The following is a 21,715-nucleotide window of genomic DNA, read 5'->3' as shown; positions in this document are numbered from 1 at the left end:
AGGAGCGAAGCGACGCGGCGCAGACCCTAGGATCCATGCCGGGACTCCGACGCTCCGCAGCGGCGCAGGATTTGTTCCGCTGCACCCTGCATCCCGGGTGACGGAATGGATCCTCGGGTCTCCGCGACGCCGCTGCGCGGCTGCTCCGCCCGTGGATGACGAAGTTGGGACGCCTCGGCGATGCGTGGCCATGACTCACGTGAAACAGCTGTGACTCACGTGAAACATGGCGCTACGCTCACCCTCCTCATAAGGGGGAGGGTAGGTAATCCTTTGTTTCACGTGAAACTTGCGGCGAAGTTTTCTTGACAGGCTCGCCCTGCGGGGACATGTGTCCCTCAATCTTTGAGTCCGGGACATTTGAAATGACCGATCACTATGATGTGGTTGTGGTGGGCGGCGGCCATGCGGGGTGCGAGGCGGCGAGCGCCGCCGCGCGCGCCGGAGCCAGGACCGCGCTGGTGACACTGCGCTTCGCCACGATCGGTGTCATGTCATGCAATCCGGCGATTGGCGGCCTCGGCAAGGGCCATCTGGTTCGCGAGATCGACGCCATGGACGGCCTGATGGGTCGCGTGGCGGATGCCGCCGGCATCCAGTTCCGCCTGCTCAACCGGCGCAAGGGCCCGGCGGTCCGCGGGCCCCGCACGCAGGCCGACAGGAAGCTCTATCGCCTTGCTATGCAAGAAGCGATTCGGCAGCAGAACGATCTCGACGTGGTCGAGGCGGAGGTCTTGGATTTCGAGATCGACAACGGCAAGATCGCCGCCGTTCTGCTGGCGGACGGCAGGCGGCTGGCTTGCGGCGCCGTGGTCCTGACGACCGGTACCTTCCTGCGCGGCCTCATTCATATCGGCGAGAAGAAGATTGTTGCCGGCCGCATGAACGAGCAGGCGAGCCTGGGCCTGTCGGCGACGATGGACAGGGCAGGCTTCAGGCTTGGCCGGCTGAAGACCGGGACGCCGCCACGGCTGGACGGAAAGACCATCGACTGGGCTTCGCTGGACCGCCAGGCGGCGGATGAGGATCCGGTGCCGTTCTCGCTGATGACCGACCGCATCGAGACACCGCAGATCGACTGCGGCATCACGCGCACGACATCAGCCACGCATGAACTGATCCGCGCCAACCTTGGCCGCTCCGCCATGTATTCCGGCTCCATCGAAGGTGTCGGCCCGCGCTATTGCCCGTCGATCGAAGACAAGATCGTCAAGTTCGGCGACCGGGACGGCCATCAGATCTTTCTCGAGCCGGAAGGGCTTGACGACGATACGGTCTATCCGAACGGGATTTCGACCTCACTGCCCGAGGATGTGCAGCTCGATATCCTCAAAACCATTCCGGGGCTGGAGCGCGCGGTGATGCTGCAGCCCGGCTATGCCATTGAATATGATCATGTCGATCCGCGCGAGCTGCATCAGACGCTTGAGACCAAGCGGGTCGCCGGACTGTTCCTTGCCGGGCAGATCAACGGCACGACCGGGTATGAGGAGGCCGCCGGACAAGGCTTGCTTGCGGGGCTCAATGCGGCGCGGCGGGCGGCGGGCGGCGAGCAGATCGTGCTCAGCCGCACCGAAGCCTATATCGGGGTGATGGTCGATGACCTCACCAGCCGGGGCATCAGCGAGCCCTATCGGATGTTTACCTCGCGTGCCGAATTCCGCCTGTCGCTGCGCGCAGACAATGCCGATGAGCGGCTGACGCCGCTGGCGGAGAGGTTGGGGATCGCTTCGGCGCGGCGGAGGCAACGCTATGGTGAGGTGATGCAGCGTCTCGACGCGGCGCGGGAGCTGGCCAATGCCCTGACCATGACGCCCAACGAGGCGGCGCGGCACGGGCTGGAGATCAATCGCGACGGCGTGCGCCGGTCCGCCTATGAATTGTTGGCCTATCCCAGCGTCGATGTCGCCTGGCTGGCCAGGATTGAGCCGAAATTTGCCGCGATCGATGCCAAGACCGCCGAGCGCCTCGAAACGGAGGCGAAATATTCCGTCTATCTCGACCGCCAGAAGACGGATGTGGCGCAGATTCGCCATGAGGAGAGCCGGCTGATCCCCGAGACGGTCGATTTCACCGGCGTTCCCGGACTGTCGAATGAATTGAAGCAGAAGATGCAGGCACGGCGGCCGCGTTCCATTGCCGATGCCCAGCGCATGGAGGGCATGACGCCGGCGGCGCTGGCGATCATCGTCGCCCATGTCCGGCATCATGAAAGCGCGCAAAGGCTCCAGCGCGAACAAAAGGATGTTGCGTGAGCTCTTTTTCCCTGGAGAGGCTGGAGGCGGCCGCCGGCCCGGTTTCACGTGAAACATTCGACCGCCTGGTGGCGTTCGAACAGATGTTCCAGAAATGGAACCGCAGCATCAATCTCGTCGCGCAGTCGACGTCGGGCGATGTCTGGCAACGCCATATATTGGACAGCGCACAGCTCGCCCGCATAGAACCCAGTGCTCTGCGTTGGGCCGACATCGGTTCCGGCGGCGGATTTCCAGGCCTTGTCATGGCTTTCCTGCTCGCCGAGCGCCCAGGGGCCAGTATCGATCTGGTGGAAAGCAACCGCAAAAAAGCTTCGTTCCTGCAGGCTGTCGTCGGCCAGTTCAACCTGCCGGCTAGGGTCGTGGCGCGCCGCATCGAGGACAGCCATGTGCTTGTTACGACGCCGCAAATCGTTACGGCGCGGGCTCTCGCCTCGCTTTCGGTCCTTCTCGACCTGTCGGTGCCGTGGCTGATATCAGGCGCGCGCGGGCTGTTCCACAAAGGCCGGGATTATCGCGCGGAAGTGCAAGAAAGCGTTAACCGATGGTCCTTCGATCTGGTAGAACATCCCAGTGTGACGGACCCGCATGGCGTCATCCTTGAACTGTCAAATCTGCGACCTGTCTGACCTTCGACGTGTCGAGCTATCTGGCGACCCAAAATGAATTTCTGGCATAAACCCATGATGAAGAACGGCCCCCGAATCATCACCGTAGCCAACCAGAAGGGCGGCGTCGGCAAGACCACCACTGCCATCAACCTGGCCACCGCTCTGGCCGCGATCGGCGAAAAGGTTTTGATCGTCGATCTCGATCCGCAAGGCAATGCCAGCACCGGCCTCGGCATCGACCGCAAGGACCGGACCGTGTCGTCCTACGATGTGCTGACGGGCGAACTGGAACTGGAAGCCGCGGCCATTCCCACAGCCGTGCCTGGCCTGTCTATCGTGCCTTCGACGCTCGATCTGCTCGGCATCGAGATGGAGATCGCCTCGGCGCCCGACCGGGTGCTGCGGCTGCGCAATGCCTTGCGTGCGGCCTCGGCGCGTTCGGCCGGGTTCGGCTATGTGCTGATCGACTGCCCGCCGTCGCTCAATCTGCTCACGCTCAACTCGATGGCGGCCGCCGATTCGGTGCTGGTGCCGCTGCAATGCGAGTTCTTCGCACTCGAAGGCCTGAGCCAGCTGCTGGAGACTGTCGAGCAGGTGCGCCGGTCGATCAATCCGGACCTCACCATCCAGGGTATCGTGCTGACCATGTATGACGGCCGCAACAATCTGGCCAACCAGGTGGTGCAGGATGTGCGCCAGCATATGGGCGACAAGGTCTACGAGACCATCATTCCGCGCAATGTGCGGGTGTCCGAGGCGCCTTCCTACGGCAAGCCGGCGATTCTCTACGATCTGAAGTGCTCGGGCAGCCAGGCCTATCTGCAACTGGCCTCGGAAGTGATCCGCCGCGAGCGCAAATTGCGCGCCGCTTGATTAGACCGGATGCATGATTAACAGCCGATTCGATACCGAAACGATCTGAAGACAATTATCTAAAATAGACTTGGAATAAAGATGAGCGAAGATCTCTCGAGGAAAAGACTGGGGCGTGGCCTGGCAGCACTGATCGGCGAGATCGATCGCCCGGCGGCACCGGAAAAGCCCGGCATGAGCGCAGATGGCAAGGTGCCGATCGAGTTCCTCAGCCCGAACCCGAAGAACCCGCGCCGGCACTTCGGCGACGCCGAACTGACCGACCTCGCCCAGTCGATCCGCGAACATGGTGTGGTGCAGCCGGTGGTGGCGCGGCCGTCGCCGACGCAGGCCGGGCGCTACGAGATCATCGCCGGCGAGCGCCGCTGGCGGGCGGCGCAACGCGCCGGGCTGACCGAGATCCCGGTCATCATCCGCGAAGTCAACGACCGCACCGCGCTCGAGCTGGCGATCATCGAGAACGTCCAGCGCACCGACCTCAACGCGGTCGAGGAGGCGCTGGGCTACCAGCAGCTGATCGACGAGCACGGCTATACACAGGCCGATCTCGGCAACGTCATCGGCAAGAGCCGCAGCCATGTCGCCAACACGCTCAGGCTGCTGAAGCTGCCGGAGGTGATCCGCGACATGCTGGTCGACGGCGCGCTGTCGGCCGGCCACGCCCGCACGCTGGTGACGGCGGAGGATCCGGCGGGTCTCGCCAAGCGCATCGTCGAGGAAGGTCTTTCGGTGCGCCAGGCCGAGGCGCTGGCCCAGATGCCGGCGGGTCCGACGCCGGCCAAGCCAAAGCAGGCGCAAGCCGCACCGGAAAAGGATACCGACACGCTGGCGCTGGAAAAGCTGATGACCGATACGCTCGGCATGATCGTGGCCATCGATCACAAGGGCAAGGGCGGCGAGCTTCGCGTTTCCTATCGTTCGCTGGAGCAGCTCGATGAGCTGTGCCGCAGGTTGAAGCAGGATCGGTAATTAGCCGGCGAATTTCTTACTTTCCCTTCTCCCCTTGTGGGAGAAGGTGGCCTCGCGAAGTGAGGTCGGATGAGGGGTGCTCCAGGGAACACAACGCCTCACTCCGCTGGAACACCCCTCATCCGTCTCGGCGCTGCGCGCCGATCCACCTTCTCCCACAAGGGGAGAAGGAGAGGCGCGCCTACCGCTGCCACAGCCTCGCGCTTTCCACCGCAATCCCCAGCAGCGCCTGCCGTGCCAGCGCCACCGAGAGATCCGGTCGCCGCCGCGTCTGCAATACGGCGGTCTGCAGCCGGGTCAGCGCGCGGCTGAGCGCCTCGCTGCTCCAGCGCTCGAGCGCCTTTTCCACCAGCTTGCGTCGCGAGAAAAAAACCGGCGGGCGCGCGCCGGCGACGACCGAGGCGGCGTTGCGGCCGGCAGAATCCATCTGGCCGCGCATGACCTGGATCTGCTGCAAATGCCGCATCGCCGAGGACAGCACCAGGAAAGGCGGGCCGCCGGACTGGCAGTGGCGGGTGAAGGCGGTGTCGAAATCGCCGACCTTGCCTTCGAGAAGCGCGTCGACCGCCTCATCGAACGAGGCGCCGGATACGTCGCCCGACATCGCCCGCACCTCTTCCAGCCCGATCTCCTTCTGGCCGTGGGCATAAAGGACGAGCTTTTCGATCTCGCCGCGCGAAGCCAGCCGGTCGCCGCCGAGATTGCGGCGCAGTGCCTGGCGGGCCTCCAGCGTCATCGACATGCCGGCCTTGCGCAGCTCGTCATCGATGACCGTATCGATATCCCTCGCCTCATCGGCGTAGCACGGCAACGCCATGGCGTTGTCCGCGCTCTCGACCACGGCGCGCAGCCCAACGCCCTTCTTGAGATCGCCGGCCTCGATCAGGATGATGGCATCGCGCGCGGGTTCCGCCGTCAGCGCCTTCACGTCCTCGGCCAGTGCCTTCTGGCCGGTGGCATTGCGCACCCAAAGCAGGCGCCGGTCGGAAAACATCGGCACGGTGCGGGCCTCGTCGAGCAGGCGGCCCTCGTCGCGGTCGACCTCGGAACCTTCGAGCCTCACCACGGAGAAGGGATCGTCGAGCGGCAGGCCGGTCTTCTCGGCAAAGGCTTTCGCGCGCTCGGAAACGAGCCCGCGATCGGGGCCATAAAGCAGGACGATGGAGATGCGCGGATCGGGCCGCGCCAGCCAGGAATCGACCTCGAAAGCTTTCTTCTGTGCCATGGAGGGTGGTTAGCATGATGTGGGGTTGGGGTGAATGGCGATCGGCACCGACTCTTCTTTCCTTCTCCCCCTGTGGGGAGAAGGTGTCGCCGAAGGCGACGGATGAGGGGTGCTCCAGGAAACGCCAACGCCCCACTCCGCTGGAACACCCCTCATCCGTCTCGGCGCTACGCGGCGATCCACCTTCTCCCACAAGGGGAGAAGGGAGACCGCACGATGGTCCGCCCTCCAGTTGCCTTATCTGGCGGAAACCCCGGGCCAATCTTGCGCCAAATTGCGCGCCGCGATGAAACATCGACAAGAAATTTCGCGGACATATCTTCATCTTGTACTCGGGAGGCTGGATGGGCCGGCGTCGCTGGTCCGATGCGAAAGGCTTGCCCGACGAATTCGCTCTGGTCTGGCGGCGCGGATGTGCAAATATCGGCGCCAGGCAACATTGGAGGACAAAGGTCATGGCCGATGCTGGGATGTTGCGATTTCACGTTCCGGAGCCGGAAGTGCGGCCGGGCGGCACGCCTGACTTCTCCAATGTGACCATCGCCAAGGCCGGCTCGGTGCCGCGCCCCGATATCGACGTCGATCCGCGCACCATCCGCGACATGGCGTTTTCGATCATCCGCGTGTTGAACCGCAATGGCGAAGCCGTCGGCCCCTGGGCCGGGCTGCTTTCCGATGACGAGTTGCTGGAAGGCCTGCGTCACATGATGACGCTGCGGACCTTCGATGCGCGCATGCAGATGGCGCAGCGACAGGGCAAGACCTCCTTCTATATGCAGCATCTGGGCGAGGAGGCGGTGAGTTGCGCTTTCCGCAAGGCGCTCGAGCCGGGCGACATGAATTTCCCGACCTATCGCCAAGCCGGCCTGCTCATCGCCGACGGCTATCCGATGGTCACCATGATGAACCAGATCTATTCCAACGAGGCCGACCCGCTGAAGGGCAGGCAGCTGCCGGTCATGTATTCCTCGAAGGAACACGGCTTCTTCTCGATCTCCGGCAATCTGGCTACGCAGTATATCCAGGCGGTCGGCTGGGCGATGGCTTCGGCGATCTCGAACGATTCGAAGATCGCCGCGGCCTGGATCGGCGACGGTTCGACGGCGGAATCCGATTTTCATTCGGCCCTGGTGTTCGCCTCCACCTACAAGGCGCCGGTGATACTCAACGTCGTCAACAACCAGTGGGCGATCTCGACCTTTCAAGGCATCGCACGCGGCGGCTCCGGCACGTTCGCGGCCCGGGGGCTCGGTTTCGGCATCCCGTCGCTGCGCGTCGACGGCAATGACTATCTCGCCGTGCATGCGGTGGCCAAATGGGCGGCCGAGCGCGCGCGCAAGAATCTCGGGCCGACGCTGGTCGAATACGTCACCTACCGCGCCGGCGCGCATTCCAGCTCGGACGATCCTTCCGCCTACCGGCCGAAGACCGAATCCGACGCCTGGCCGCTCGGCGACCCGATCGTGCGGCTGAAGAACCATCTGATAGGGCTCGGCGTCTGGTCGGACGAGCGGCATGCGCAGGCCGAAGCCGAGATCCTCGACACGGTGATCGCGGCGCAGAAGGAGGCGGAAAGCCACGGCACGCTGCATGCCGGCGGCAAGCCGTCGACACGCGACATGTTCGAGGGCCTCTATGCCGAGATGCCGCCGCATCTCAGACGCCAGCGCCAGCAGGCGGGAGTCTGAGCCATGCCAAGACGGACCATGATCGAGGCCATCCGCGACGCCATGGATGTGTCGATGGGGCGCGACGAGAAAGTTGTCGTCTTCGGCGAGGATGTCGGCTTCTTCGGCGGCGTCTTCCGCGTTACCCATGGCCTGCAGGCTAAATACGGCAAGAGCCGCTGCTTCGACGCGCCGATCAACGAATCCGGCATTGTCGGCTCGGCCATAGGCATGGCTGCGTATGGTTTGAAGCCATGCGTGGAAATTCAGTTTGCCGACTACATGTATCCGGCCTACGACCAGCTGACCCAGGAAGCGGCCCGGCTACGCTACCGTTCGAACGGCGATTTCACCTGTCCGATCGTGGTGCGCATGCCGACTGGCGGCGGCATTTTTGGCGGCCAGACGCACAGCCAGAGCCCGGAAGCCTTGTTCACCCACGTGTCGGGTCTGAAGACGGTGGTGCCGTCCAACCCGCATGATGCCAAGGGGCTGCTGATCGCGGCGATCGAGGATCCCGATCCGGTGATCTTCCTCGAGCCGAAGCGGCTCTACAATGGTCCCTTCGATGGCCATCACGACCGGCCGGTGACGCCGTGGTCGAAGCATGAACTCGGCGAGGTCGCCGACGGCCACTACACCGTGCCGCTCGGCAAGGCGGCGATCCGCAGGGTGGGCTCGGCGGTTACCGTGCTTGCCTACGGCACCATGGTCTATGTCGCCCAAGCAGCGGCCGAGGAGACCGGCATCGATGCGGAGATCATCGATCTCAGAACCTTGTTGCCGCTCGACCTCGACACGATCGTCGCGTCGGTCAAGAAGACCGGGCGCTGCGTCGTCGTTCACGAGGCGACGCTGACCTCCGGCTTCGGCGCCGAGCTGTCGGCGCTGGTGCAGGAAAACTGCTTCTATCATCTGGAGGCGCCGGTGGCGCGGGTCGCCGGCTGGGACACGCCCTATCCGCACGCGCAGGAATGGGACTATTTCCCCGGTCCCGCCCGCGTCGGCCGCGCGCTCATCGAAACCCTGGAGGCCTGACATGGGTGAGCACATCATCAAGCTGCCCGATGTCGGCGAGGGCGTCGCCGAGGCCGAGCTCGTCGAGTGGCATGTCAAGGTCGGCGATATCGTGCGCGAGGATACGGTGCTTGCCGCCGTTATGACCGACAAGGCGACGGTCGAAATTCCTTCGCCGGTCGATGGCGAGATCCTGTGGCTGGGCGCCGAGATCGGCGACACGGTGGCGATCGGCTCGCCGATCGTGCGGCTGAAAGTTGCGGGTGACGGCAATGTTGCCGAAGGGTCAAAATCGGCAGAGGCCGTGGCGGCACCTACCCCCACCCCTAACCCCTCCCCACAAGGGGGAGGGGGAGGCGCTTCACCCCCCAAGGTCGAAGCGAAGACGGGCTCGACATCCTCTGCAAGTACCGCGAAGAGCGAACGAGCTGCTGGGACCGAATCCCCCTCCCCCTTGTGGGGAGGGGCTAGGGGTGGGGGTGCTGCGCCGGCTTCTGGAGGTGCAGCGCCATCCGGCGCGCCGCGCCCGGAAGGCGAAAAACCGCTGGCGTCGCCGGCCGTGCGCCTGCGCGCGAAAGAGGCTGGCATCGATCTGAGACAAGTTGCCGGAAGCGGCCCAGCCGGCCGCATCGGCCACGAGGACATCGAAGCGTTCCTGGCGCGCGGGCCGCAGGTCGCCAAGGCACAGGGCCTCGCCCGCAACGATACGGTCGAGGACATCAAGGTGGTCGGTCTGCGGCGCAAGATCGCCGAGAAGATGACGCTGTCCAAGTCGCGCATCCCGCACATCACCTATGTCGAGGAAATCGACGTCACCGCGCTGGAGGAACTGCGCGCCGCGCTCAACAAGGAAAAGCGCGCCGCCAGGGGTGGGGTGGAGAGGCCGAAGCTGACGCTGCTGCCGTTCCTGATGCGGGCGATGGTCAAGGCGATATCAGACCAGCCCAATCTGAATTCGCTGTTCGATGACGAAGCCGGCATCATCCACCAGCATGGCGGCATCCATATCGGCATCGCCGCGCAGACGCCGTCGGGGCTGGTGGTGCCTGTGGTCAAGCATGCCGAGGCGCGCGACATCTGGGATTGCGGCGCCGAGGTCAACAGGCTGGCCGAGGCGGCCAAGTCCGGCACGGCGACGCGCGAGGAGTTATCGGGCTCGACCATCACCATCACCTCGCTCGGCGCGATGGGCGGCGTGGCGACGACCCCGGTCATCAACCATCCGGAAGTGGCGATCATCGGCGTCAACAAGATGATGGTGCGGCCGGTGTGGGACGGCACGCAGTTCATCCCGCGCAAGATGATGAACCTGTCGTCGAGCTTCGACCACCGCGTCATCGACGGTTGGGATGCGGCTGTGTTCATCCAGCGCATCAAGGCGCTTCTGGAAACGCCGGCTTTGATTTTCGTGGATTGAGGGCGATGAGTTGATCGAAACGGTTCAGAAGGCGCCGGCGTCGGGGTTTGAGCTCCACCTTCTCCCCTTGTGGGAGAAGGTGTCGCCGCAGGCGACGGATGAGGGGTGTTCCAGCGGAATGAGGCGTCGGCGTTCCCTGGAGCACCCCTCATCCGTCTCGGCGCTGTCGCGCCGGTCCACCTTCTCCCACAAGGGGAGAAGGGAAGGCGCGTATCGACCGTCGCCGAAAGGACAGCCAACATGAAAGAAATCTCCTGCAAGTTGCTCGTCATCGGCGCCGGTCCGGGCGGCTATATCTGCGCCATCCGCGCCGGCCAGCTCGGCGTCGATACGGTCATCGTCGAAGCGGGCAAGCCCGGCGGCACCTGCCTCAATGTCGGCTGCATTCCGTCGAAGGCGCTGATCCATGCGGCGGAGGAGTTCGAGAAGGTGTCGCATATGGCCGGCGGCAAGAGCCCGCTCGGCATTTCGGTCACCGCGCCCGCGCTCGACCTTGCCAGGACCGTCGCCTGGAAGGACGGCATTGTCAGCCGGCTCAACAGCGGCGTCGCCGGCCTGCTCAAGAAGGCTGGCGTGAAGACCGTGCAGGGCTGGGCGACATTCCGCGACGGCAAGACCGTCGAGGTCGAGACCGAGACCGGAAGCCAGATGATCCGCGCCGAGACCATCGTCATCGCCACTGGTTCGGCGCCGGTCGAGCTGGCTTTTCTTCCCTTTGGCGGGCCTGTCATATCGTCCACGGACGCGCTGTCCCTGAGCGAGGTTCCCAGGAAACTCGCGGTTGTCGGTGGCGGCTATATCGGGCTGGAACTGGGCATGGCCTTCGCGAAAATGGGCGCCAAGGTTACGGTGGTCGAGGCCTTGCCGCGCGTGCTGGCGCAGTATGACGCCGAATTGACCCGGCCTGTCGTCAAGCGGCTCGCGGCGCTCGGTATCGAGGTGATGACAGGCGCAAAGGCCAAGGGCCTGTCAACGAAGGGCGATGCCCTGCTGGTAGAGACAGCGGATGGCAAGAGCGCCAAGGTAGCCGCGGACAGGATCCTGGTGACGGTGGGACGCAAGCCGGTGACGGAAGGCTGGGGCCTCGACCAGATCGACCTCGACATGGCTGGCAAATTCATCAAGGTCGACGACCAGTGCCGCACCTCGATGCGCGGCATCTTCGCGATCGGCGACGTCACCGGCGAGCCGATGCTGGCGCACCGGGCGATGGCGCAAGGTGAAATGGTCGCCGAGATCGTCGCCGGCCACAAGCGCGGCTGGGACAAGCGCTCGATTCCCGCCGTCTGCTTCACCGATCCGGAGCTGGTGACATCAGGGCTGTCGCCCGAAGAGGCCAAGGCCCAGGGCGAGGTCAAGATCGGCCTGTTCCCGTTCGCCGCCAATGGGCGGGCGATGACCAGGCTCGGCGAAGACGGCTTCGTCCGCGTCGTCGCCCGCGCGGACAACCATCTGGTGCTCGGCATCCAGGCGGTCGGGCAAGGCGTGTCGGAACTGGCGGCGGCTTTCGGGCTGGCGTTGGAAATGGGCGCACGGCTGGAGGATATCGCCGGAACCATCCATGCGCATCCGACGCAAGGCGAGGGGTTCCAGGAAGCGGCGCTGAAGGCGCTGGGCCACGCGCTGCATATTTGAACGGTTACCCTCCCCCTTGTGGGGAGGGTCGATCCGCGAAGCGGAGCGGGGTGGGGGTCCTCGCCGACCGTCGGCGCTCACCCCCACCCCGTCTCGCAATTTCCGCTTCGCTCCGATTGCGAGCCGACCCTCCCCACAAGGGGGAGGGTAAAAAGCTCAGCTCGCCAGCCGGCTTACCATCTCGTGCTGGGCATAGGCCCGTCCAAAGCGGTTGGCCAGAAATGCATCCAGCGCGATCTCTTCCTGCTTGACGAAACCGGTCGCCGGCAGGCTGCCGTCGGCCAGCATGTCGAGCACGGCGCAGATGCCGGACGCGGTGGTGATCTGGATGGCGCTACGCACCTGGTTGCCGACGCGCTGCGAATAGATCTTGTTGGCGTAGGTCTCCTGCAGCAGGCGGCCGTTGCGGCGGCCGGAGACGGTGACGAAGACGATGACCACGTCCTGCAGCGTCGCCGGCAAAGCACTTTCGAAAATGTCCTTCAGCACGTCGCGGCGGTGGCGCAGGCCGAGATCGTTGAGCAGCGCCTTCATGATCGCGGCATGGCCGGGATAGCGGATGGTGCGGTAGTTCAGCGTGCGCACCTTGCCCTTCAGCGTCTCGGCCAGCGTACCCAGCCCGCCCGACGTGTTGAACGCTTCGTAGGTGACGCCGTCGAGCGAGAATTCCTCGCGCTCCTCCAGCGGCGGCACTTCGACCAGCTCGCCCTCGACGATCGCCTCGCAGGGCTCGCAATATTCGTTGATGACGCCGTCGGTGCTCCAGGTCAGATTGTAGTTCAGCGCGTTGGACGGGTATTGCGGCAGGGCGCCGACGCGCATGCGCACGCTTTCGAGCGTGTCGAAGCGGCTGGCGAGATCATTGGCGACGATCGAGATGAAGCCCGGCGCCAGCCCGCATTGCGGGATGAAGGCGCTCTTGCCCGAACGCGCCAGTTCCTTGACGCGGCGGGTCGAGACGACATCCTCGGTGAGGTCGAGATAGTGCACGCCGGCGCTGGCCGCCGCCTCGGCGATGCGCGTGGTGAGATGGAAGGGGGCGGCGCTGAGCACCGCGAACTTGCCGGCGAGCGCCGCTTCCAGCGCGCCTACCGCCGCGATGTCGAGTTCAAGCGTCTCGACGCCGGCGGGCACTTCGGCCGCGGCGAGCTGTGCCGCCGAGCGGTCGACAAGGGTAACGTGGTAGTCGCCCGTCGCGGCGAGCATCCCGGCAATGGTCGAGCCGATCTTGCCGGCGCCGACGATAACGATGTTGTTCATGATCAATACCCCTGTCACTTCTATCCGGCGGGAATCATCGCAGCTTGCCTGTCGAAAGGAAGTGTGGAATCTGGCAGAGTGAACCCTAATATTAGTCGATTTGCCGAAGGGATTCGTCGAAATGCTCAGTGAAGCCGAACAGGCCCTGCTTTCCCTGCTGCGCGCCAACGCGCGCGCTTCGACGGCCGAACTGGCGCGGCAGCTCGGCGTGTCGCGCACGACGGTGCAGAGCCGGATCGAGCGGCTGGAGAAGCGCGGCATCATTGCAGGCTACGGCGTCAGGCTCTCGGCGGACTATGAGCAGGGGCTGGTCAAGGCGCATGTGCTGCTCACCGTGACGCCGAAGCTTGCCGACAGGGTGGTGCGGGCTCTGCAGGCGCTGCCGCCGGTCAGGACGCTGCATTCGGTCAGCGGCAATTTCGACATGATCGTAATCGTCGACGCCCCGTCGATCCGCGACCTCGACGCGCTGCTCGACCAGATCGGCGCCATGGACGGGGTCGAGCGGACTTCATCGTCGATCATCCTGTCGACGCGCATCGACCGCTGAGTGTCGGGGCCGGCTGTGTGGGGCCGGGTCATCCGAGAACAATTCCACCCCTTACTGATTTGTAAGAACCCGGCAAGGCGGCAGTATGATTGACGAGGCAGTGTCACGCCTGAACCGCTGCGGCTAAGACCGTCCCAAGCCGAAAGCCTGTCGTGTTCCGAGAGGTGGCTTTGTCCGTACCGCGCAATATTCCCGTCCGGGCTGGCCGGTGGATCTGGATCACGACCGGCATCGTGTTGCTGGCCATTGCCTTGGTGCTGATCGTCATGTCCGGAAACGAGCCGATGCCGGACTACGGCACCCATCTGTTCTGGTTCTGGTAGCGCCCAGATGCAGTACGACGAGACCTGGCGAGGTGCCGGGGTTGCCATATGGCCCACATCCAGCGCGGCGCGCCCCTTTCCGGCGTACCCGATCTCTCAGATGGCACTTCTCGTCGTCGTCTTCCTGATCTTCAGGATAGGGCTTGCATCGGTCATCCCACTTTCGATTGACGAAGCCTATGCGGTGGTGGTGTCACGCAGCCACTCGCTTTCCTATTTCGATCATCCTCCGATCGGCTTCGCGCTTGCCCGGTTCATGGCGGATATTTTCGGCTGCGAATGCCGGCTCGTGGTGAGACTTCCCTATGTGTTGCTCGGCTCTGCGTCGGCGTTGCTGCTTTTTGCGCTGACCCGATACGCCTATGGCGCCGTTGCCGCATTCTGGGCCGTTGCCTGGTATACGGTCGCCCCGTTCTTTCTTATCTCCGCCGGCCATTTCGTCGTTCCTGACGGGCCGCTTGATTTCTTTCTGCTGGCCGCCGCCTGCCTGGCCGCACCGATGCTTCTCGGCGCTAAAACCCGGTTTGCCCTTCTGCGCTGGTGCGTGGCCGGCGTGGCGCTCGGGCTGGCGCTGATGTCGAAATATCAGGCCGGTCTGTTCGGCATTTCCGCCCTGCTGGTCCTGCTGTTGACGAAACCCGGGCGGGACCAGCTTCGAACCGCCGGGCCATGGGTGGCCGGCGCCATCGCGGCACTTGGTCTGCTGCCGGTCATAATATGGAACATGGATCATGGCTGGATTTCCTTGGCATTCCAGTCCGGCCGGGGTACCGCCAACGAAGGCCATCTCCTGCATCCCGGCAACCTCGCCGTCACATTGCTCGGCCAGGCGCTCTATGTTTGGCCGCCGATCTGGCTGGTCGCCATGGCGTGCCTGTGGCGAGGTGCCTGGGCCGGCTCGGCAACGGATCGCTTCTTTGTGCTGCTTTCGGCGCTGCCCGTCGTGTTCTTCGACTTGGTCGCCCTGTTCAGTGCCCACTCGCTGCCGCACTGGTCGATGAGTGGCTTCCTGTTTGCCTTTCCGCTCGTCGGCCAATGGTGCGGCGCATTTTCGATGCGCAGGCGAACGCTGCTCATCGTGTCTATCGTTCTCGCCGCCGCTGTCGTTCCGCTTCTGGCCACCGGATTTGCGGTGCAGGCGACAACCGGCGCCTTGACCAGGCCATTTTTCCAGAGGGCGCCGAAGTTCGACGTCAACTGGCAGCTCGTCGACTGGTCTGGGCTGACGGACAGCAAGGTCGCCGACGAGATCAGGCGCGCCAACGGATATGTCGTTGCCTCGAACTGGATGCAGGCGGCAAAGCTCGGCTACGAACTTGGCCCGGACATTCCGGTCGATGTGCTTCCCGGAGATCCGCGCCACTTCCAGTTCATGGACCACAGGCGACTCGCCAGCCAAACCGCCGGCTTGTTCATCGGAGCCATGAATTTCCGCGACGACGAGGCCGCACAGGAAAAAGCCTATCGCGACAATCTCGGCGGCCTGTTTGTCGTCGACGGCGACGCTCGGCACATAACGCAACGGATCTCCGGATTTCCGGTCTTCGACATGCTGATCCTGCCGGTGAAGCGCGTAGCGCCGCCGCTCTCCAAGGCCGATGGGCAGCCGGCCGGGGGACAGCCATGAACCAGGCGACCACCTACCAGGACGCCGGCGTGGCGTTGATGGCGGAGAGCGCGTTGCCCGTCACTGCTGCGCATGGCGGCCCGGAAGTGACGATCGTCATTCCGACGCTGAACGAGCGCCCCAACATCGGCCTGCTGGTGGCCCGGCTGCGGCAATCGCTGGCGCACATCGACTGGGAAGTGGTCTTTGTCGACGACGACTCGAAGGACGGCACGATCCTGGCGGTCCACGATATTGCCGCCGGCGATCACCGGGTTCGCGGCATCAGGCGTATTGCTCGGCGAGGCCTCGCCGGAGCCTGCCTCGAGGGCATCCTGTCGAGCTCGGCGCCGATCGTCGCCGTCATGGACGGTGACCTGCAACACGACGAAACATGCCTGCCCGCCATGTTCGGGATCCTGCAAGGCGGTGAGGCCGACCTGGTGATTGCCAGCCGTTACGGGAGCGACGGCAGTGCCCATGGCGGATTCACCAGGCTGCGGTCGAGCGTCAGCCGGCTGGCGACGTATCTTGCGCGCCTGCTCCTGAGAACGCCGATCCATGATCCGATGAGCGGGTTCTTCATGCTGCGCAGGGAAATCGTCGACGCCGTGGCGCCCCGGCTGTCGCGGCAAGGTTTCAAGATCCTGCTCGACATTGTCGCGTCTTCGCCAAGCGCCATCAGGATCAAGGAAATCCCTTACGTGTTTGCCCCGCGCCTGCACGGACAGAGCAAGCTCGACTCCCTGGTCGCGCTTGAATATGCCGGCCTGCTGGTCGCGAAAATGTCGGGAGACCTGATCTCGACGCGCTTCCTTGCCTTTGGCCTGGTCGGGTCCGCCGGCGTTGTCGTCCATCTCGCGGTCCTGCATGCATTGTTGCCGCACGGCCTGTCGTTTGCCGTCGCCCAGACGGCAGCCATGTTCACGGCGATGGCCTTCAACTACACGCTGAACAACGCCTTCACCTATCGCGACCAGCGCCGGCGCGGCTGGCGGTTCCTGACCGGCCTGCTTATGTTCGCCGCGCTTTGCAGCTTCGGCGTCGTGGCAGGTGTCGGCGTGTCGACGCTTCTCTACAGCGGCCACTCACGCTGGTGGGTTGCCGGCCTTGCCGGCGCAATCGTGGGCTCGGCGTGGAACTACATCACCAATTCCGCAATCACCTGGCGCCGCCAATAGAGCGGTGCCCGTTTCACGGAAACGTTTCGTTTCTTTGCCTTGACGCGCGTCCGGACGGAAACCCGTCAGGCACTTTTCTGGGGACTTACTCCAACCGAGGCCGACCACGCATGTATCAATTCGACGCCGCGATCACCGCCTGGATAAACACATGGGCCGGACATGCTCCGACGATTGATTCCGTGATGATCGGGATCTCGACGGCAGGCGTGCCGCTGCTGGTGCTGGCGGTCGTGGCGCAATGGTGGGTGCCGCGCTCCGATCCGGCCATCCGTCATGTCCTGATAGCGGCCGGTCTTTCGTTCCTCATCGGACTTGGCATCAACCAGCTGATCCTGCTGTTCGTGCAACGGGCCCGCCCTTACGAAGCACATGTCACGCACCTCATCATCGACAGGACCGTCGATTTCTCGTTCCCGTCCGATCATGCGACGGCAAGTTTCGCCATCGCGGCCGCCTTCCTTGTCCATGGCCTGTCCCGGCGCGGATTCTGGTTTCTTGCGGCGGCGCTGCTGATCGGGCTGTCGCGCGTTTATCTCGGAACCCACTACGCCAGCGACATTCTCGGCGGCGCCGCGACCGGCTTTCTGGCGGCGGTCCTGGTTCGCTTCGCGTACCGGGAAGACACCCGGCTCGATCGGCTGGTCACTGGAATACTTTGAAGAAGCCCGCCGACAGCCGTCGGGATCGCTGCCGGCGGGCCCCTCGGCCTTACGCATGTTCCCTGGAATTGCCCCAGGTGGCATTGTTTTATTTAGCCGGCTTGATGCTCGATGCCGCCAGCTTGCCAGCCTTGGTCGAGTAGGTCACGACCACCTTCTCGCCGACTTTCAGCGTCTCTGCTTCGATGCCTTCCGGCAAGGTGAAGGTCTTGCCGTCCGAAAGCGTGATCGAGTCGCCCTTCTTGTCGACGCTGGCGATGGTGCCCGTGGCTGCCTTGGCGAACGCACCGGTTGACGATACGGCGGCGAATATCATTGCGGCCGCGATAGCTGATTTCTTCATGGTCTTTTTCCCGTTTTGCTTGGTTGTGAAGCCGCAGGGCCATCGGCCCTTGGAGCGGCTAAACGAGCCTAGGCCGTGGAGTTGTCGGCGGGCTGGCCGCGAGTTTACAAATAGGTAACCGACGTCCAGCTCACAGGTCGCGCAACTGTTCCGCAGCCTGGCCCGCCGATGGCCTGGCGGACCAAACTGCGGCGGCCACCGAAGCGGCGACGAGGCCGAGCATGGTCGCCAGGTAAAGCCAGGGGATCGACAAGGCCTCTGGCGGCGGATCGAAAACGCCGGTCAGCAGCTTGACCAGCATCCATGCCGTCAGCAGGCCCGAAAGCAGGCCAAACACCATGCCGCCGACAAGGATCAGCAGACCTTCGCTCCACAGGAAGGCCGCGAGCTGGCGCGGTTTGGCGCCGATCGCGGCGAGGATGGCGAAAGGCCGGCGGCGCTCGATGAATCCCAGCGCCAGCATCAGCCCGGCGGCGGCGGCGGCCATGACGACAGCGAAGCCCAGTTCGATTGTCGTCAAGCCGCTGAGGTCGACCGCGGTCAGGCTTGAGCCGATAAGATGCGCCGCCTGGCCGATCTCGGCCACCTTCAGCGACGGATCGGATGTGAGCATCGACGAAGCCTGCCGCGCCAGCGCCGTGGGATCCGCCTTGGCCCGCATCAGCACGTATTCGGACGCATCGGAGCCGGTCATGCGGGCGACATAGGCCGAATTGGCGACAAGGAAGGAATCCTTGGGCGCGGTCGGAAATTCGCGGGCGACGCCGATGAACTTGAAGGCCACGGGATGATACTGGTGATCCCTGGCGTCGATGAGCCGCAGATTGATGGTATCGCCTTGCTGGAGCTGGAAATCCTGCACGGTCTCTTCCGAGACCAGGACACCATCCGGCGTCGCGGCGAGCAGGGCAAGCGTGCCTGCCGCGCTGGCGCCGCTGAAATAGGCATCGGAAAGACTGGTTGCGTGTCCGATGCGGCTGGGGTCTATGCCATAGAGGTCCTGCAGGTCCGCGCCGACATAGGCGAAACGATGCTGCATGGGTTCCACCGCTGCCGCGCCGGGCAGCGAGGCGAGAGCAGCAAAGTGCGCTCCGGCGGGCTTGTCCGCCGTGCCGAAGACGGTGACGTCGGAACCGTTGGTGAGCTCGGCGTCGATGCGCGCCTGGGCATTGTAGGTGGTGTTGAAGATGGCGGTCGACGCGGCGAAGGAGATGGCCAGCGCCGTCATCGCAATGCCGATCGTCAGCCGCCCCGATTGCCGCGACAGGGCGGCCGATACCACGGGCGCCAGTGTTCCCGATGCCGGAGCAACCATCTTTCGCAGGAGCGTGCCATTGCGGGCGATGACGGTGGCCGACAGCCGGATCGTCAGCAGCGCCATGCCGAGCCAGAACAGGGCCGGCGCGATGAACGCCTTGTAGTCCACCGCCGTTGCCGCCACGCCTTCGGGCGCGAGCACGACCTGATATCCGGTGCTCGCCGACTGCCAGAAGAACAATCCCGCCGCCGCGAGCAACAGGATATCCAGCCACAGGCGCTGCCAGAGCGGCGCCTGTAGCCGGCTCACGGTGCGCCGCGCCGCGCTAACGGTCGCCCAGCGCGCATCGCGCCAGGCCGGATAGAGAAAGGCGATGAACCCGACCAGCAGCCCGAAGAAGGCGACAAGAAGCAACGTCGGGCCGTTAACGCCAAGCGTCGCCTTGAAACCTGGTCCGGTTCCGGAAAGGAGCGGTGCGGCGGCCATTCCGATGGCGGTTCCACCTATTGCCGCCATGGCGGCTTCGGCGGCGGACAGAAACAGGATATCCCTGGTCGTCGCGCCGCGGACGCGAAGCAGCGCCTGTTCCGTGCGTCGGCGTGCGGCGCCGGACGCGGTGACCGCAAAGGTAAGCGCGACCGCCAGCGCGACGCCGGGCAGCCCGAGAAACAGAAACAGCACGGAGGCGTACAGCGCATCCTCCCGGACCGCCCCGAGGCGCGAGCCGAGATTGTCGGCAATGATGGCCTGGCCGGCGATCCTTGCCTCGAGATTGCGCTGGGCGTCGGTGACAAAAGTGTAGGCCGTGACCGGATCCGGCGGCAGCGCCTCACGGGCTAGCCGCACATGCAATTGCAGCCGGGTGGTGTCGGGGCGGGCCTTCTGCTGCGGATCGAACAATTGCCGCCAGGCTTCCCGCGGCAGGATGAGGACATTGTCGGGTGGGGCCTGCGGCGCGGCCTGGGGCGGCAGGCCGACAGCCTGGAACAGGGCGTCGGCGTCCGGGAGGTCGACCACACCGGCAATCCTCACCTCCGCCGGCGGCAGGCCCACCCGCTGGATCGAGACAGTGTCGCCAGGACCGACATGAAGGTTGGCGGCTGTCTGTTGCGCAATCAGCGCGCCGTCAAGGGTGCCGGAAAGCGAGCGGATTTCCGCCGGAAAGTCGCTGGAATACCGGCTGTCGAAAGCAACCGCCTGACCGGGGCCCGTGGTCTGGGTCGTATCGCCGGTCCGAGCCTCGAAGCCGGCGACGTCGGCATAGCGCACCTGATGCACGGGCTTGACCGGAGCGGCTTGCGCCAGCGCCTTGCCTATTAGGTCCGGATCGGCACCGGGGATTACTTGCACCTGCCAGTCGATCGGGACCGCCGACACGGCGCGTGCGGTCATCGATGCACCGGCGTCGGCGAGGAAGAGCGACATCGCCGCCAGCAAGGCGACCGACAGCGCGATGCCGAAGGCAGCGCCGGCCACACGCAGGAAGCGGCGGGCGAGCACACCGCGAATCCACAGCAGGACCATCATGCCGCGGCCGCTCCTGGCCGATGCCCGGTGGTGAGCCGGCCGTGATCCATCGTCCAGCGCGTTGCCATGCGGTTGGCCATGGCTTCGTCATGCGTGGCAACCACCAGGGCGATGTCGGTGCCGTCCAGGCGGTCGAGCACGGCGTCGAAGAAGCGCAGCGCCGTTCGGCTGTCCAACTGCCCGGTGGGCTCGTCGGCCAGCACAAGCTTTGGACCCATGGCCAGGGCGCGCGCCATGGCAATGCGCTGGGCCTGGCCACCGGACAGTTCCTCCGGCAGCTTGTCGCCGAGTTCGCCGACGCCGAACGATCGCAGAAGCGATACCGCGATGTCGTTGGCGCCGGTATTCTCGCCGGCCAGCAGCAAGGGCAGGCGGACGTTCTGGGCAGCGGTGAGGGCGGGAAACAGGCTGGGCGACTGGAATACGAAACCGATATGGCGTGGCCTCAAGGTCTCGAACGCGCCAAGCCCGGGCCATTCGACGGTACCGGCCGTCGGCCGGTCGAGGCCGCCAAGAATATGCAGCAAGGTCGTCTTGCCGCTGCCCGAAGGCCCGACAAGCGCGATGCGCGCGCCCGAGGCAATCTCGCAGTCGACATCACGCAGCACGTCGATCCGACCGGCGTTGCCATCCCGGAAGTCTCGCCCGAGGCCTTTTGCAACGACGAGTGTCTCAGCCACGGTCGATCCTCCCATCCTTCAGCCTGACGATGCGATCGGCTTTCTGTGCCAGGGCCCTGCTGTGGGTCGCCAGCAGCGTCGCCAGTCCGGCGTCGCGCCGCGCCTCGAAATGAGCGATCAGCCGCGCTTCGGTCTCGCTATCGACCTCCGCCGTCGGCTCGTCGGCGATCAGGATCGGCGGATCGGCGGCCAGCGCGACGGCGAGGCCCGCGCGCGCCGTCTCGCCGCCGGACAGTTCGGTCGGAAAAGCGCGTGCGCGATGCGAGAGGCCGACACTTTCCAGCAGGCTGGCCGTTCGCCGGTCGTCCGGCTTCCTGGCCAGCAGCATCTGCAATCGCAGGTTCTGTTCGACGGTCAAGTGGCCGAACAGGTTTCCCGATTGCAGCAGGATGCCGAAGCTGGCGGCGCGGACGCGCGTGCGATGCGCCTCCGGACGCCGGGTCAGCCGGACGCCCGCCACCTCGATATAGCCGCCATCCGGTTCGTCGAGGCCGGTCACGCAGGCCAGCAAGGTGGATTTGCCGCTGCCGGAGGGTCCGACCAGGGCGACGATCTCGCCGGCGGCGACGTGGAAACTGACGCCTCGCAATGCGGCCGTCTCGTCGTCGCCGATATGGAAAAAACGATAGATTTCATGCACGTCCAACGCGTGCATC

Annotated in this window: 19 protein-coding genes; 13 read left to right on the top strand and 6 right to left on the bottom strand. The window is 64.9% G+C overall.

Annotated elements, in window-relative coordinates:
* Nucleotides 1-365: 365 nt before the first annotated feature.
* The 4 genes from mnmG (at nucleotide 366) to FJ977_RS32330 (ending at nucleotide 4,708) form a co-directional block, all read left to right on the top strand.
* Complete coding sequence (mnmG, locus tag FJ977_RS32345; protein ID WP_140776330.1) at nucleotides 366-2,255, top strand: tRNA uridine-5-carboxymethylaminomethyl(34) synthesis enzyme MnmG; 1,890 nt, start codon at nucleotides 366-368, stop codon at nucleotides 2,253-2,255.
* Nucleotides 2,252-2,884, top strand: a complete 633-nt coding sequence (rsmG, locus tag FJ977_RS32340; protein ID WP_140776328.1) for a 16S rRNA (guanine(527)-N(7))-methyltransferase RsmG — start codon at nucleotides 2,252-2,254, stop codon at nucleotides 2,882-2,884. The genes mnmG and rsmG overlap by 4 nt, the downstream gene beginning before the upstream one ends.
* 54 nt (nucleotides 2,885-2,938) lie before the next feature.
* Nucleotides 2,939-3,739 carry a ParA family protein gene (locus tag FJ977_RS32335; RefSeq protein ID WP_081689605.1) on the top strand — a complete coding sequence of 267 codons (801 nt, stop codon included), beginning with the start codon at nucleotides 2,939-2,941 and terminating at the stop codon, nucleotides 3,737-3,739.
* Between the two features lie 81 nt (nucleotides 3,740-3,820).
* Nucleotides 3,821-4,708: a ParB/RepB/Spo0J family partition protein gene (locus FJ977_RS32330; protein ID WP_140776326.1), complete on the top strand. Its 888-nt coding sequence runs from the start codon at nucleotides 3,821-3,823 to the stop codon at nucleotides 4,706-4,708.
* 181 nt (nucleotides 4,709-4,889) lie between these two features.
* On the opposite strand, the gene holA is transcribed toward FJ977_RS32330, so the two are convergent.
* Nucleotides 4,890-5,933, bottom strand: a complete 1,044-nt coding sequence (gene holA / locus FJ977_RS32325; RefSeq protein WP_140776324.1) for a DNA polymerase III subunit delta — start codon at nucleotides 5,931-5,933, stop codon at nucleotides 4,890-4,892.
* A gap of 455 nt (nucleotides 5,934-6,388) precedes the next feature.
* Between holA and FJ977_RS32315 the strand changes: the two genes are divergently transcribed.
* From FJ977_RS32315 to lpdA, 4 genes are all read left to right on the top strand, one after another.
* Nucleotides 6,389-7,621, top strand: a complete 1,233-nt coding sequence (locus tag FJ977_RS32315; protein ID WP_140776320.1) for a 3-methyl-2-oxobutanoate dehydrogenase (2-methylpropanoyl-transferring) subunit alpha — start codon at nucleotides 6,389-6,391, stop codon at nucleotides 7,619-7,621.
* Between the two features lie 3 nt (nucleotides 7,622-7,624).
* Nucleotides 7,625-8,638, top strand: coding sequence for an alpha-ketoacid dehydrogenase subunit beta (locus FJ977_RS32310; RefSeq protein ID WP_140776318.1), 1,014 nt, complete (start codon nucleotides 7,625-7,627; stop codon nucleotides 8,636-8,638).
* 1 nt (nucleotide 8,639) lies between these two features.
* Nucleotides 8,640-10,034 (top strand): dihydrolipoamide acetyltransferase family protein, encoded by a 1,395-nt coding sequence (locus tag FJ977_RS32305; RefSeq protein WP_140776316.1) that lies wholly within the window; start codon nucleotides 8,640-8,642, stop codon nucleotides 10,032-10,034.
* A 240-nt stretch (nucleotides 10,035-10,274) separates the two neighbouring features.
* Nucleotides 10,275-11,669, top strand: coding sequence for a dihydrolipoyl dehydrogenase (gene lpdA, locus FJ977_RS32300; protein ID WP_140776314.1), 1,395 nt, complete (start codon nucleotides 10,275-10,277; stop codon nucleotides 11,667-11,669).
* 156 nt (nucleotides 11,670-11,825) lie between these two features.
* Here lpdA and FJ977_RS32295 read toward each other — a convergent pair whose 3' ends face one another.
* A complete protein-coding gene (locus tag FJ977_RS32295; protein ID WP_140776312.1) occupies nucleotides 11,826-12,929 on the bottom strand; it encodes a saccharopine dehydrogenase family protein in 1,104 nt (367 codons plus the stop codon).
* Between the two features lie 121 nt (nucleotides 12,930-13,050).
* Here FJ977_RS32295 and FJ977_RS32290 point away from each other — a divergent pair, with 121 nt between their 5' ends.
* The 5 genes from FJ977_RS32290 (at nucleotide 13,051) to FJ977_RS32275 (ending at nucleotide 17,251) form a co-directional block, all read left to right on the top strand.
* A complete protein-coding gene (locus FJ977_RS32290; RefSeq protein WP_140776310.1) occupies nucleotides 13,051-13,479 on the top strand; it encodes an Lrp/AsnC family transcriptional regulator in 429 nt (142 codons plus the stop codon).
* 152 nt (nucleotides 13,480-13,631) lie between these two features.
* Nucleotides 13,632-13,802 (top strand): hypothetical protein, encoded by a 171-nt coding sequence (locus FJ977_RS36010; RefSeq protein WP_181180132.1) that lies wholly within the window; start codon nucleotides 13,632-13,634, stop codon nucleotides 13,800-13,802.
* Between the two features lie 100 nt (nucleotides 13,803-13,902).
* The gene (locus FJ977_RS32285; RefSeq protein WP_181180131.1) at nucleotides 13,903-15,429 is read left to right on the top strand and encodes a glycosyltransferase family 39 protein; all 1,527 of its coding nucleotides are present in this window, start codon (nucleotides 13,903-13,905) and stop codon (nucleotides 15,427-15,429) included.
* Complete coding sequence (locus FJ977_RS32280) at nucleotides 15,426-16,589, top strand: glycosyltransferase family 2 protein (RefSeq protein ID WP_140776306.1); 1,164 nt, start codon at nucleotides 15,426-15,428, stop codon at nucleotides 16,587-16,589. The genes FJ977_RS32285 and FJ977_RS32280 overlap by 4 nt, the downstream gene beginning before the upstream one ends.
* A gap of 110 nt (nucleotides 16,590-16,699) precedes the next feature.
* Nucleotides 16,700-17,251 carry a phosphatase PAP2 family protein gene (locus FJ977_RS32275; protein WP_140776304.1) on the top strand — a complete coding sequence of 184 codons (552 nt, stop codon included), beginning with the start codon at nucleotides 16,700-16,702 and terminating at the stop codon, nucleotides 17,249-17,251.
* An 88-nt stretch (nucleotides 17,252-17,339) separates the two neighbouring features.
* Here the strand turns inward: FJ977_RS32275 and FJ977_RS32270 are convergent, their stop codons facing one another.
* From FJ977_RS32270 to FJ977_RS32255, 4 genes are all read right to left on the bottom strand, one after another.
* Complete coding sequence (locus tag FJ977_RS32270; protein WP_140776302.1) at nucleotides 17,340-17,594, bottom strand: DUF1344 domain-containing protein; 255 nt, start codon at nucleotides 17,592-17,594, stop codon at nucleotides 17,340-17,342.
* Between the two features lie 130 nt (nucleotides 17,595-17,724).
* Nucleotides 17,725-20,379: an ABC transporter permease gene (locus tag FJ977_RS32265; protein WP_140776300.1), complete on the bottom strand. Its 2,655-nt coding sequence runs from the start codon at nucleotides 20,377-20,379 to the stop codon at nucleotides 17,725-17,727.
* Nucleotides 20,376-21,059 carry an ABC transporter ATP-binding protein gene (locus FJ977_RS32260; protein WP_246683384.1) on the bottom strand — a complete coding sequence of 228 codons (684 nt, stop codon included), beginning with the start codon at nucleotides 21,057-21,059 and terminating at the stop codon, nucleotides 20,376-20,378. The genes FJ977_RS32265 and FJ977_RS32260 overlap by 4 nt, the downstream gene beginning before the upstream one ends.
* Nucleotides 21,052-21,714, bottom strand: a complete 663-nt coding sequence (locus tag FJ977_RS32255) for an ABC transporter ATP-binding protein (protein ID WP_140776296.1) — start codon at nucleotides 21,712-21,714, stop codon at nucleotides 21,052-21,054. The genes FJ977_RS32260 and FJ977_RS32255 overlap by 8 nt, the downstream gene beginning before the upstream one ends.
* Nucleotide 21,715: the final 1 nt, after the last annotated feature.

It is taken from the genome of Mesorhizobium sp. B2-1-3A, assembly GCF_006442655.1.
Taxonomy (GTDB): domain Bacteria; phylum Pseudomonadota; class Alphaproteobacteria; order Rhizobiales; family Rhizobiaceae; genus Mesorhizobium.
Note: the sequence above shows the minus strand (reverse complement) of the source record. Positions and strands in the feature narration are given on the sequence as shown.

What these genes read in the sequence shown, in the direction of transcription:
- mnmG (WP_140776330.1), top strand. Translation starts at nt 366, where the DNA reads ATGACCGATCACTATGATGTGGTTGTGGTGGGCGGCGGCCATGCGGGG.
- FJ977_RS32335 (WP_081689605.1), top strand. Translation starts at nt 2,939, where the DNA reads ATGATGAAGAACGGCCCCCGAATCATCACCGTAGCCAACCAGAAGGGC.
- FJ977_RS32330 (WP_140776326.1), top strand. Translation starts at nt 3,821, where the DNA reads ATGAGCGAAGATCTCTCGAGGAAAAGACTGGGGCGTGGCCTGGCAGCA.
- holA (WP_140776324.1), bottom strand. Translation starts at nt 5,933, where the DNA reads ATGGCACAGAAGAAAGCTTTCGAGGTCGATTCCTGGCTGGCGCGGCCC.
- FJ977_RS32315 (WP_140776320.1), top strand. Translation starts at nt 6,389, where the DNA reads ATGGCCGATGCTGGGATGTTGCGATTTCACGTTCCGGAGCCGGAAGTG.
- FJ977_RS32310 (WP_140776318.1), top strand. Translation starts at nt 7,625, where the DNA reads ATGCCAAGACGGACCATGATCGAGGCCATCCGCGACGCCATGGATGTG.
- FJ977_RS32305 (WP_140776316.1), top strand. Translation starts at nt 8,640, where the DNA reads ATGGGTGAGCACATCATCAAGCTGCCCGATGTCGGCGAGGGCGTCGCC.
- lpdA (WP_140776314.1), top strand. Translation starts at nt 10,275, where the DNA reads ATGAAAGAAATCTCCTGCAAGTTGCTCGTCATCGGCGCCGGTCCGGGC.
- FJ977_RS32295 (WP_140776312.1), bottom strand. Translation starts at nt 12,929, where the DNA reads ATGAACAACATCGTTATCGTCGGCGCCGGCAAGATCGGCTCGACCATT.
- FJ977_RS32290 (WP_140776310.1), top strand. Translation starts at nt 13,051, where the DNA reads ATGCTCAGTGAAGCCGAACAGGCCCTGCTTTCCCTGCTGCGCGCCAAC.
- FJ977_RS32285 (WP_181180131.1), top strand. Translation starts at nt 13,903, where the DNA reads ATGGCACTTCTCGTCGTCGTCTTCCTGATCTTCAGGATAGGGCTTGCA.
- FJ977_RS32280 (WP_140776306.1), top strand. Translation starts at nt 15,426, where the DNA reads ATGAACCAGGCGACCACCTACCAGGACGCCGGCGTGGCGTTGATGGCG.
- FJ977_RS32275 (WP_140776304.1), top strand. Translation starts at nt 16,700, where the DNA reads ATGTATCAATTCGACGCCGCGATCACCGCCTGGATAAACACATGGGCC.
- FJ977_RS32270 (WP_140776302.1), bottom strand. Translation starts at nt 17,594, where the DNA reads ATGAAGAAATCAGCTATCGCGGCCGCAATGATATTCGCCGCCGTATCG.
- FJ977_RS32265 (WP_140776300.1), bottom strand. Translation starts at nt 20,379, where the DNA reads ATGATGGTCCTGCTGTGGATTCGCGGTGTGCTCGCCCGCCGCTTCCTG.
- FJ977_RS32255 (WP_140776296.1), bottom strand. Translation starts at nt 21,714, where the DNA reads ATGCACGCGTTGGACGTGCATGAAATCTATCGTTTTTTCCATATCGGC.